Annotated in this window: 8 protein-coding genes and 1 riboswitch; of the genes, 5 read left to right on the top strand and 3 right to left on the bottom strand. The window is 46.5% G+C overall.

All coding sequences use genetic code 11. The features are described from left to right. Nucleotides 1-69: 69 nt before the first annotated feature. A riboswitch (SAM riboswitch) is annotated at nt 70-179 on the top strand. 112 nt (nt 180-291) lie between these two features. The 3 genes from metH (at nt 292) to BLW16_RS12350 (ending at nt 5,425) form a co-directional block, all read left to right on the top strand. Further along, nucleotides 292-3,951 carry a methionine synthase gene (gene metH / locus BLW16_RS12360; protein ID WP_090557283.1) on the top strand — a complete coding sequence of 1,220 codons (3,660 nt, stop codon included), beginning with the start codon at nt 292-294 and terminating at the stop codon, nt 3,949-3,951. 8 nt (nt 3,952-3,959) lie between these two features. Next, entirely contained in the window at nt 3,960-4,913 is a 954-nt protein-coding gene (gene metF / locus BLW16_RS12355; RefSeq protein ID WP_090557013.1) for a methylenetetrahydrofolate reductase [NAD(P)H], read from the top strand. Nucleotides 4,914-4,990: 77 nt separating this feature from the next. Continuing rightward, entirely contained in the window at nt 4,991-5,425 is a 435-nt protein-coding gene (locus tag BLW16_RS12350) for an META domain-containing protein (protein WP_090557011.1), read from the top strand. 27 nt (nt 5,426-5,452) lie between these two features. On the opposite strand, the gene thrC is transcribed toward BLW16_RS12350, so the two are convergent. From thrC to thrA, 3 genes are read right to left on the bottom strand one after another with little or no spacing between them, the layout of a single operon-like run. Next, nucleotides 5,453-6,766 (bottom strand): threonine synthase, encoded by a 1,314-nt coding sequence (gene thrC, locus BLW16_RS12345; RefSeq protein WP_090557009.1) that lies wholly within the window; start codon nt 6,764-6,766, stop codon nt 5,453-5,455. A gap of 11 nt (nt 6,767-6,777) precedes the next feature. Beyond that, on the bottom strand, nt 6,778-7,713 hold the full coding sequence (locus BLW16_RS12340; RefSeq protein WP_090557007.1) for a homoserine kinase: 936 nt from the start codon (nt 7,711-7,713) through the stop codon (nt 6,778-6,780). Beyond that, nucleotides 7,710-10,157: a bifunctional aspartate kinase/homoserine dehydrogenase I gene (gene thrA / locus BLW16_RS12335; RefSeq protein WP_090557005.1), complete on the bottom strand. Its 2,448-nt coding sequence runs from the start codon at nt 10,155-10,157 to the stop codon at nt 7,710-7,712. The genes BLW16_RS12340 and thrA overlap by 4 nt, the downstream gene beginning before the upstream one ends. A 331-nt stretch (nt 10,158-10,488) precedes the next feature. On the opposite strand from thrA, the gene rsgA reads away from it, so the two are divergent. Then, nucleotides 10,489-11,409 (top strand): ribosome small subunit-dependent GTPase A, encoded by a 921-nt coding sequence (gene rsgA, locus BLW16_RS12330; protein WP_090557281.1) that lies wholly within the window; start codon nt 10,489-10,491, stop codon nt 11,407-11,409. Beyond that, nucleotides 11,410-11,862: a D-aminoacyl-tRNA deacylase gene (dtd, locus tag BLW16_RS12325; protein WP_090557002.1), complete on the top strand. Its 453-nt coding sequence runs from the start codon at nt 11,410-11,412 to the stop codon at nt 11,860-11,862. The last annotated feature ends 1 nt before the right edge of the window (nt 11,863 follow it).

The following is an 11,863-nucleotide window of genomic DNA, read 5'->3' as shown; positions in this document are numbered from 1 at the left end:
AATTGCAATTTTATTGTGTTTAGCCTTACATTTCTTGGAATTGATTTTTCTTTGTTGCATTTTTGCACACGCTTATAAAGAAAGACGGAGGGATTAGACCCTGCGAAGTCTTAGCAACCTGTGCTTACAAGGTGCTACATTCTACTCGGGCAGTTGAGGCTGCTCCTGAAAGATAAGTTAATTCGATCCGGTACCGGAATTCTGATTAAGCCTGTTTATTAAGTTTGCCCTCCGCTGTTCCTGTAAAAGAACGATAAGTTTATGGACAAATGGCTATGTATACCCCTGATAATGAACATTAGAGAAGAGTTAGAAAAACGAATTTTAATTATTGACGGTGCGATGGGCACAATGATACAGCGGTATGTCCTGACAGAAGAAGACTTCAGGGGTGCACGCTTTAAGGATCATCCCTGTGATGTAAAGGGCAATAATGACCTGCTCAATATCACCCGTCCGGATATTATCAAAGCAATACACACGGAATACCTGAAAGCAGGAACTGATATTGTTGAGACCAATACCTTTAGTACACAGCGCATCTCCCTGGCAGATTACCAGATGGAGGAGCTGGATTATGAAATGAGCTTCGAAGGCGCCAAAATTGCCAAAGAGGCCGTAAATGAATTCATGGCTGCCAACCCCGGGCGTAGATGTTTTGTAGCAGGTGCCGTGGGGCCAACAAACCGTACCCTGTCCATTTCTCCCGATGTGAACGACCCCGGATTCAGGGCGCTGACATTTGACGAACTGGCAGACGCCTATTATCAGCAGATCAGAGGCCTCATTGACGGCGGTTCCGACCTGCTGCTGATTGAAACGATATTCGATACCCTGAATGCAAAGGCAGCAATTTTTGCCATCAAGAAATATGAAGAGGTCATCGGCCGCAAGATAGAGATCATGATCTCCGGTACGATCACAGATGCATCGGGAAGAACTTTATCCGGACAAACTGCAGAGGCCTTTTTAAACTCTGTTGTTCATGCCAAACCCCTGAGCATTGGTTTTAACTGTGCCCTGGGTGCCAAAGATATGAGGCCGCATATTGAGGAACTTTCGGCAAAAGCCGGATGTTATGTCTCGGCATACCCGAATGCCGGCCTGCCAAACGAATTTGGTGCCTATGATGAAATGCCCGATGAAACCGCAGCTTTTGTGGAAGATTTCATTGAGCATGGTTTCGTGAATATTGTAGGAGGTTGTTGTGGCACCACGCCGGAACATATCGCTGCTATTGCTGCAAAAGCCAAAAATGTTACTCCAAGAACTATCCCCGTTATTCCACGTTACCTGCGCTTAAGCGGACTGGAACCCGTAACCATCACTCCCGAAAGTATGTTCGTCAACATTGGCGAAAGAACCAATATCACGGGATCCCCGAAATTTTCCAAGTTAATCCTGAGTGGCGATTATGAAGCCGCACTGGCCGTTGCACGCCAGCAGGTGGAGGGCGGTGCCCAGGTGATCGACGTGAATATGGATGAGGGAATGCTTGATTCCGAAGCCGCAATGACCAAATTCCTGAACCTGATCGCCTCAGAACCCGACATCTCCAAACTGCCGATCATGGTAGACTCTTCAAAATGGAGCGTGATTGAAAACGGACTGAAATGCCTGCAGGGAAAAGGTATCGTCAACTCCATTTCCCTAAAAGAAGGAGAAGATAAATTCCGCGAAAGCGCACGCAAGATCATGAACTTTGGTGCCGCGATTGTAGTCATGGCCTTTGACGAACAGGGACAGGCAGATAATTTTGAGCGCCGTAAAGAAATTTGCAAGCGCTCGTATGATATCCTGGTGGATGAGATCGGCTTTCCTGCCGAAGATATTATTTTTGACCCGAACATATTAACCGTGGCCACCGGCCTCGAAGAACATAACAACTACGCGGTTGACTTTATCAACGCGGCGCGCTGGATCAAAGAAAACCTGCCTTATGCCAAAGTAAGCGGCGGTGTTTCCAACATCTCCTTTTCATTCAGGGGGAACAATACCGTACGTGAAGCCATGCACTCCGCATTTTTGTACCATGCCATCAAAGCCGGCCTGGATATGGGGATTGTGAATGCAGGGATGCTTGAAGTCTATGAAGCCATCCCGGCCCAACTGCTGGAAAGAGTGGAAGATGTATTGCTCAACCGCAGGGAGGATGCAACAGAACGCCTTGTCGATTTTGCTGAAACGGTAAAGTCAAAAGGAAAAGAACTGGTGAAGGATGAGGAATGGAGAAAAGAATCCGTTGAATCCCGCCTCTCCCACTCCCTTGTTAAAGGGATCATTGAATATCTTGATGACGATGTAGAAGAAGCCAGACAGCAGTACGAAAGACCCATCCATGTGATTGAAGGCCCGCTGATGGATGGAATGAACATCGTAGGTGATCTTTTTGGTGCCGGAAAGATGTTCCTTCCGCAGGTGGTAAAATCTGCCAGGGTAATGAAAAAAGCCGTGGCCTACCTTCTTCCTTTCATTGAACAGGAAAAACTGGATAACCCGGATGGCGATCAGAGTTCCTCTGCCGGCAGGGTACTGATGGCTACCGTAAAGGGTGACGTACATGATATCGGTAAAAATATTGTGGGCGTAGTTCTGGCCTGCAACAACTTTGAAATCGTAGACATGGGCGTGATGGTTCCCGCACAGGAGATCATCAGAAAAGCAAAAGAGATCAATGCAGATATTATCGGTTTAAGCGGCTTGATTACCCCTTCACTCGATGAGATGGTGCATTTTGCAAAAGAGATGGAGCGCGAAGGCTTTACCATACCGCTGCTGATCGGAGGTGCTACCACATCCCGGATCCACGCCGCCGTAAAGATCGCCCCGAATTATTCTGGCCCTGCGATCCATGTACTGGATGCTTCCAGGAGCGTATCTGTATGCAGTACGCTCATGAATGCAGAAACCCGCGGCGCTTATATCAGCAACATCAGACAAGAGTACGATAAAGCGCGTGAAGCGCATTTAAATAAACGGTCAGACAAACGTTTCAAAACGATTGAAGAGGCCCGGACAGATAAATTCCAGATAGACCCGGCACGGGTAGCACCTGCGCCGGCATTTTTGGGTACAAAAACCTTTAGTGCTTTCCCGCTGGATGAACTCGTTCCCTATATCGACTGGACTCCCTTTTTCCATACCTGGGAAATGGGCGGCAGTTATCCGAGGATCTTCAGCGATAAAAAGATCGGTGATGAAGCCAAAAAACTGTTTGACGACGCACAGGTATTGTTGAAAAGAATTGTAGAGGAAAAACTGCTTACCGCCAACGGAGTGATTGGATTCTGGCCCGCAAATGCGGTAGGAGACGATATCCTGCTGGAGGTGGAGGGCAAACCTGTCACCATTCATACCCTTCGCCAGCAGGCTGAAAAAGTTGCGGGACAACCTTACTATGCATTGTCAGATTTTGTAGCACCAAAAGACAGCGGCATACAGGATTATTTCGGAGGTTTTGCAGTCACTACCGGCATCGGCTGTGATGAGCTGGTAGCTGAGTTCGAGGCGAATTATGATGATTACAACAGCATCATGGCCAAAGCACTGGCCGACCGCCTTGCGGAAGCCTTTGCAGAAAAGATGCACGAGATGGTACGTAAAGAATACTGGGGTTATGCAAAAGATGAACAGTTGAGTGCCGATGAGCTGATCAAAGAGGAATACGCAGGGATCCGTCCCGCTCCGGGATACCCGGCCTGTCCTGATCATACCGAAAAGGAAACGCTCTTCGCCATCCTTGATGCAGAGCACCAAACAGGACTGCGCCTGACAGAAAGTTTTGCCATGTACCCTACCGCCGCAGTAAGCGGGTTCTATTTTGCACATCCCGATTCGAAATATTTCGGACTGGGCAAGATCACCAAAGCCCAGGTAGAAGAGTATGCCCTTAGAAAAAATATGTCCCTGGACGATACAGAAAGATGGCTCAGCCCTAATTTAGCTTATTAAACTCAGAAATGAAGATCACCGAACATATTAACGCTGCCGGGGGCAAAACCCTGTTCTCCTTCGAATTACTGCCACCTGTAAAAGGAAAAAGCATCTCTGACATCTATAATGCCATTGATCCGCTGATGGAATTTAATCCTCCTTTTATAGATGTAACCTACCACAGGGAAGACTATATCTATAAACAGCATGACAATGGCTTGCTGGAAAAGGTTTCTTACCGCAAACGCCCCGGAACGGTAGCCATCTGCGCAGCGATCATGAACAGGTATAAGGTAGATGCTGTACCCCACCTGATCTGCGGAGGATTTACAAAGGAAGAAACAGAAAACGCACTGATTGACCTTCAGTTCCTGGGAATAGATAATGTGCTGGTATTACGCGGAGATGCAAGACACGCTGATTCCGGGTTTATTCCTACGCCGGGCGGACATGCCTATGCTACAGATCTGCTGGAACAGGTAGCCAACATGAACAAAGGAAAATACCTCTTTGAAGATCATGATGCTTTCCAGACCGACTTCTGTATCGGCGTTGCCGGATACCCGGAGAAACATTTTGAAGCCCCTAATTTAAAAACCGACTTTAAATATTTAAAGCAGAAAGTTGATATGGGTGCTGAGTTTATCGTTACGCAGATGTTTTTCGATAATTCAAAATATTCAGAATTTGTTGCACAATGCAGGCTGAACGGGATCAATGTTCCTATTATTCCAGGTCTGAAACCCATTACTTCTTCAAAACAACTGATCAGCCTGCCAAAGATTTTCCATCTTGACCTCCCTGATGATCTTTCCGAAGCCATACAGGCGTGTAAAAATGAGACGGAAGTGAAGGAGGTAGGAATTGAATGGATGATACAGCAATGCAAAGAGTTAATCCAGATTGGCGCCCCTGTACTGCATTTTTATACCATGAGTAACCCCGAACCTACCAAAAGAATTGCGCAGGCAGTATTCTAATATTCAGGTCTTATTATTTTCCTGGATAAACTTTGGCAGATTCTTTGTACATTTCATTTCTAACAAATCGGAACGTTATGAGAAGGACGACATTGATAATGCTTGCTATAGTTACGTTATCATCATGTAATGCATTGAAGAATACAGTAGACGCGAGTTCTGATTTATCAAAACTTGGGGGAACCTGGGAACTGAATTATATTTCAGGCCCGCGGATCGCCTTTAATGGTCTTTACCCGGGTAAAAAACCTCAGCTATTATTTAACCTGTCAGAAAAGAGGGTCAGCGGAAACAGCAGCTGCAACTCTTTTTCAGGTAAGCTGATTGCTGACGATTCATCCATCAACTTCAATGAGCCCATGATAGCTACAAAAATGGCCTGCCCGGGTGAGGGAGAGGCCGTTTTCTTTGAAATGATAAAAAAAGTAAACAAATATGCTATAACCGGCGATACCACCCTGAACTTTATGATGGGCGATATCGCTATTATGCGTTTCAGCAAGGTCCAATAAAACCTGCCATTGCTCAAACGCATTAAATTAAACTTCTCCGGCCAGTAAAAATGCCTTGAAGGCATCAAAATCAACTCCCATATGTTCAGCTGACTGCGCCCTTTTTTTCAGTTCTTCCAGTTGTGCCGGAACGTCAATCTTTGCCGCAATTTCCTCAGGAAATACATCCGGGAATTTGCATGCATGCGCTGTAGACAGGAAGACAAAAGTCTCTTCAGCAGAGGGGTAACCGGTCTTATAGGCCTGAACCGCTAACCAGGCAATTGCCGTATGCGGGCAGGCCACATAGTTGAACTGCTCATAGATATCGGTTATCGCCTGAACAGTTTCTGCATCCGTATAACGGTAGCTTTTCACCAGTTCTTTCAGTTTCAGGGTATCCTGTTTAAACAGTTCCATGATTCTTATCCAGTTACTTGGTGCGCCTACGTCCATCGCATTGGCATAGGTCTGCACAGATGGCCTGGTTTCGTACACTCCTGTTTCCAGGAAACGCGGAACAGTATCATTGACATTGGTAGCTGCAATAAACTGTTTTACGGGCAATCCCATTTTATAGGCCAGCAGCCCGGCAGCAATATTGCCGAAGTTTCCGCTTGGCACAGAAAATACAATTTCTCTTTTTCCTGCTTTGTATAACTGCGCAACAGCATTGAAGTAATAGAAAGTTTGCGGGATCAGTCTTGATATATTGATCGAGTTTGCTGAAGTAAGTCTCATTCTGGCGTTTAATTCATCATCAGCAAAAGCCTGTTTCACCAGGGCCTGGCAGTCGTCAAATGTTCCGTCGATCTCTATCGCGCGGATATTTTGTCCGTTGCTGCACAGCTGCAGTTCCTGGATCTCACTTACTTTCCCTTTTGGATACAAGATTGTCACACGCGTATTGGGTACTCCAAGGAAACCTAATGCCACTGCACCACCTGTATCACCTGAAGTGGCAACCAGCACGTCGAGCATCTTTTCCCCGTCTTTCAGGAAATAAGCCATCACACGGCTCATGAACCGGGCACCGAAGTCTTTAAAAGCCAAAGAAGGACCGTGGAACAGTTCCAGTACATACGTATCATCACTGAGGGCTTTAACCGGGGCAGGAAAATTAATCGCGTCATCAATCAGTGCTTTCAGGTCCTCAGCCGGAATATCTTCATGCAGCAAGGCTGATGCAATGGTGTAAGCGATTTCGGGCAGCGTGTACTGATCCAGGTTTTCAAGGAATTCAGCCTCCAGTACAGGGATCTCTGCAGGCATGTATAGTCCTTTATCCTGCGGCATACTGTTAAAAACGGCAGATTGAAAATCTACTTTCAGGTCGTGATTGTTGGTACTGTATAATTTCATTATAATAATATTTAATCGAGTATGACGGGGCCTTTTTTGTTGACCGATGATACGAATGACAGACTGTTGATCTGAATAGATTTCAATTGTTTTTGCAGTGCCCGGGTGATGGCATGTCCGGTAGCTTCGTCTTTGGTTAATGCAAAAACAGAAGGCCCCGAGCCTGAGATCCCAAAGCTGACCGCCCCCATTTCCATGGCAATACTTCTCATCTTATAAAAATCCGGAATGAGGATCGAACGCGTAGGCTCTACCAGTCCATCCACCATACTGCGGCCAATCAGGTCGTAATCTTTGGTAAACAGGCCTGTTACCAGTCCCGCTACATTTCCCCATTGTTTCACCGCGTCTTTCAGTAAAACCTTGGAGCGGATCATTTGCCTTGCATCTTTGGTAGGTACATCCACCTCAGGATAGACGATTGCAGCGTACATTTCTTCCGGGAAAGGCAGGCTGATCACATCCAGGGGTTCATAACTCCTGATCAGTACAAAACCTCCCAGCAGCGCAGGGGCCACATTGTCGGCATGTCCGTAACCGCAGGCAATCTCCTCGCCTTTCATGGCAAAAGGAACCAATTCCCTGGCAGTGAGCTGCTGATCAAACAGGGTGTTGATCGCAAACAAGCCCGCTACAGTACTCGCAGAGCTTGATCCCAGTCCACTCCCAATAGGCATCTTTTTATGTAATTCTATATCTATTCCGATATCGGTACGGCCGATGTGTTTCAGGTAGTCCTGAACGCTTGCACTCACGGTATTTTTTGCCGGATTGAGCGGCAGGCGCCCTTCATCACCGGTGATCTTAGAGATCACCACTCCGGGTTTATCTGTTACACGCATGATCACTTCATCACCGGGTTCATTTACTGCAAAACCCAGGACATCAAATCCGCAAACAACGTTTGCAACAGTTGCGGGCGCAAAAACTTTTACTGACTCTCTCATCTTTTACCAACATTTATGATATCTGCAAATACACCTGCGGCAGTTACTTCTGCTCCGGCACCAGGGCCTTTAACTACCAGCGGACGGTCTTTATAACGGTCTGTGATAAAGGAAATGATATTGTCACTTCCTGATAACATGTAGAAAGGATGGGCATCATCAACCATTTGCAGCGTGATCGCCACTTTTCCGGCTTCCAGCTTGCCGATATATCTTAATACTTTACCACGGGCTGCAGCGGTCGTTTTTAAATTCTCAAAATAGGCAGAATTGTTTTCCAGCTCCTGGTAAAAATCGACCACGCTTTCAGCTGCCATACAGGCAGGAGGCAGCATGCTTTCGATTTTGATATCAGCTTCCTCTAAAGGATATCCTGCGTCCCTTGCCAGGATCAGCATTTTGCGCATAAAATCTTTTCCGTTCAGGTCGTCACGCGGATCAGGTTCGGTATATCCCATTTCCTGGGCTGATTTCACGATCTCATGAAAACGTACTTCATCTTTAAAATTATTAAAGATATAAGAGATGGTACCCGACAGGATAGCCTCGATGCTGGCAATGTTGTCACCGCTCATCATCAGGTCTTTCAGTGTCCGGATGATCGGAAGGCCTGCGCCTACGTTCGTTTCGTAGTGAAAGTCTACACCATAGGTGCGGGCTGCCGCCTTGAACGCACTGTACTGGCTGTATTCAGCCGAGTTACCAATTTTATTGCAGGTCACCACAGAGATGCTGGATTCCAGGATGTCCTGGTAAAAATCTACCGGATAAGGGCTTGCTGTATTGTCAACAAACACACAGTTGGGCAGGTTCATAGCTTTCATCTGCCTGACGAACTCTTTCAGGTCGGCTGGTTCAGCATTGGCGTTCAATTCAGTCTCCCAGTCGGACAGGTCAAAACCGGCATTGCTCATATACATCTGGCGCGAGTTGCTGATTCCCATCACCTTTACTTCAAGGTCGTTGTTTTTTGCCAGGTGCGGGGTTTGGTTCAGCAGCTGGCGGAATAAGGTTTTACCGATATTTCCTGTGCCCAGGCAAAAGATATGCAGCGTTTTCTTCAGGTCTGCAAAGAATGCATCATGAACAGCATTCACCGCTTTGGAAAGGTCTGTCTTCGAAAGGATAACCGAGATGTTATATTCTGAGGAGCCCTGTGCAATGGCCCTTACGTTCACTCCGTTTCTGCCCAGTGCATAGAATAACTTTCCAGACATACCCGGGGTATGTTTCATGTTCTCCCCTACGATGGCCAGTACAGACAATCCGTTTTCTACCTGTGGGTATTCCAGTTTTTTTGCAAGCAGTTCCAGCTCAAATTCCTTGCTGATGATGGCCAGTGCTTTTAAGGAGTCTTCAGGTTTTACTGCAAAAGTGATGCTGTGTTCTGAAGAAGACTGGGTAATGAGCACCACATTGATCTGCTCTCTCGATAACAGGGAGAACAAACGGCCGCTAAAACCTGCTTTACCCACCATGCCACTGCCGGACAGGTTCAGGATACTGATCTCGTCAATGGACGAAATGCCTTTGATAGGGAAGTTTGAAGTATCTGCCCCATGACGGATATAAGTTCCTTCAAACGCTGTATTGAAGGTATTCTTGATCACAATAGGGATCTTCTTTAGAAATGCAGGGATCATGGTTGGCGGGTAAATCACCTTTGCACCAAAGTAAGACAGCTCCATCGCTTCGGTGTAGCTGAGTTCAGACAGGGAAAATGCTTTTTCAACAATCCTTGGATCGGCAGTGAGCATGCCGTCAACATCGGTCCAGATCTCTATTTCCGCAGCATTTAAGGCAGAGCCCCATATGGCAGCGGTAAAATCACTTCCTCCGCGGCCCAATGTGGTCATCCTGCCTTCGGTATTGCTGGCGATATAACCGGTTACAAATAATAGTTTATCCTTATTTGCCGCATAGAAATCCTGGATCAGCATTTCTGTCAGCGGCGTATTTACTTTAGCCTGCCCGAAGTTACTGTCAGTCTTGATCAGCTCAGCGCCTTCTACAGCAATTGCATTTGGAAAATCCTGTTTGGCTATATGGCTGATCATGAAAGTGGAGCAGCGCTCTCCAAAGCTCAGGATCAGGTCCCTGGTCTGAGGACTCAGTTCTTTTAGGGTATATACCGACTGCAGGATATCTTCCAGCTCGTTGAAGTATATTTTTAACCTGGTAAAAACAGGGTTTTGCGCGGAAGCAGGTAAAAGTTCGCGCAGGGCCCGGAAGTGTTTTTCTTCAATTTCTTTTAACTCTGCAGTATATTCCTCAGCCAGCACTGCTTTTTCTGCCATGGACTGCAGCAGATTGGTTACGCCGCTCATCGCTGAGAGTACTACTACAGGGTAATCTTCCTGATCTCCCTTCTTCAGTATGCTGATCAGGGTACGTATGCCTTCTGCTGAACCTACTGAAGTACCTCCGAATTTTACAATATTCATAATTTTAAATTTAAAAAAAAAGCGCCTTCCGTTTAGAGGAAGGCGCTTTCTATGGTTTTTTATTTTGTCTTTATACCATTAATTCACCTCCCTCCGAGTTCCCCGGTGGTGGTGGTAATAATGGATGTAATTGTTAAATTAGTTTTCATATTTAAATAGCAATACTGCTTAGCTGTTGCTACGCCATAAAGTAAAGTTATATTTTTCTAATAAGCAAGCGTTTCCTCAAAAAAATAATTTTAGGCAGCTAAATCATTTGAGCCGTCCGGCTCCGGAAAAGACAGATTCAGAAAACGGCATCCTCTTTTTTCCTTACCTTTACAACGTAAATATGCAAGGATTAGTAATAAAATCAACAGGAAGCTGGTACCTGGTCCATGGGGAAGATGGGCAGGATTATGACTGCAGGATCAAGGGGAAATTCAGGATCAAAGGGATCCAGACCACCAACCCTGTTGCGGTGGGCGATCAGGTAGAATTTGAGATGGAACCCAATTCAGACAATGGGGTGATCTTCAAACTCCATGAACGCAGGAACTATATCATCAGGAAATCCATTAACCTGTCCAAACAGGCACAGATCATCGCGGCTAACCTCGATCAGGCCTTCCTAGTGGTTACATTGGTTTCCCCGCGTACATCGCTCGGTTTTATAGACCGTTTCCTGGTGACCGCAGAAGCCTACCGGATCCCGGCCACGCTGGTCTTTAACAAGCTGGACCTGTTCAGTGATGAGGGCCTGGCGGTACTGGCAGACTACAAGAGCATTTACGAGCGGTTAGACTATCCCTGTTATGAGGTGTCAGCACTGGAAGGCACCAACGTCCCTTTGATAGAAAGCTTATTAAAAGATAAAACCACCCTGTTCTCCGGGCATTCCGGAGTAGGGAAATCCAGCCTGATCAATGCCCTTTTACCGGGCAGGAGCATTAAAACGGGAGAAATATCAGAATCAAGTGATAAAGGACAACATACTACCACGTTTGCCGAAATGCACACCCTGCCTTTTGGCGGTTACCTGATCGATACGCCGGGCATCAGGGAACTGGGGATCTATGATATCAAACCGGAGGAACTGGGACATTATTTCAGGGAAATGCGCGACCTGATGCACCTCTGCAAGTTCCATAACTGCAGGCATATCAATGAACCGGGATGCGCCGTACTGAAAGCTGTTGAAAATGATGAAATAGAGATCAGCCGTTATGAAAGTTACCTCAGTATTTTTCATGGCAATGAAACCCGGGCATAAATGAGAGCAGTGATACAACGTGTGACAAAGGCCAGCTGCAGGGTGGACGACCAGATTACAGGAGAGATCCGGGATGGGCTACTGGTACTGCTGGGCATTGAAGACAGCGACCAGCAGGAAGATGTAGAATGGCTGGCAGCAAAGATCGTCAACATGCGGATCTTCAGCGATGAACAGGGGCTCATGAACAGGTCGGTAACAGACATTGACGGAAATATCCTACTGATCAGCCAGTTTACGCTCTATGCAGCCACAAAAAAGGGCAACAGGCCAGGTTTTACCAGGGCAGCCCGACCGGACAAAGCCATCCCCCTCTATGAATCCATGATCAGACAGCTTAGCCTGCTGCTGAACAAAGCGGTGCAGACAGGGGTATTCGGGGCAGATATGAAGATCAGCCTGCTGAACGATGGACCTGTAACCATATTGATAGACACCAAAAACAAAGAATAGA

It is taken from the genome of Pedobacter hartonius (assembly GCF_900107535.1).
GTDB classification, from domain to species: domain Bacteria; phylum Bacteroidota; class Bacteroidia; order Sphingobacteriales; family Sphingobacteriaceae; genus Pedobacter; species Pedobacter hartonius.
This window is presented reverse-complemented; position numbering and strand designations above follow the sequence as displayed.

Bases quoted from the DNA above. Each gene is read 5' to 3' on its own strand.
- thrA (WP_090557005.1), bottom strand. From the start codon at position 10,157: ATGAATATTGTAAAATTCGGAGGTACTTCAGTAGGTTCAGCAGAAGGC.
- BLW16_RS12340 (WP_090557007.1), bottom strand. From the start codon at position 7,713: ATGAGAGAGTCAGTAAAAGTTTTTGCGCCCGCAACTGTTGCAAACGTT.
- BLW16_RS12350 (WP_090557011.1), top strand. From the start codon at position 4,991: ATGAGAAGGACGACATTGATAATGCTTGCTATAGTTACGTTATCATCA.
- dtd (WP_090557002.1), top strand. From the start codon at position 11,410: ATGAGAGCAGTGATACAACGTGTGACAAAGGCCAGCTGCAGGGTGGAC.
- thrC (WP_090557009.1), bottom strand. From the start codon at position 6,766: ATGAAATTATACAGTACCAACAATCACGACCTGAAAGTAGATTTTCAA.
- rsgA (WP_090557281.1), top strand. From the start codon at position 10,489: ATGCAAGGATTAGTAATAAAATCAACAGGAAGCTGGTACCTGGTCCAT.
- metF (WP_090557013.1), top strand. From the start codon at position 3,960: ATGAAGATCACCGAACATATTAACGCTGCCGGGGGCAAAACCCTGTTC.
- metH (WP_090557283.1), top strand. From the start codon at position 292: ATGAACATTAGAGAAGAGTTAGAAAAACGAATTTTAATTATTGACGGT.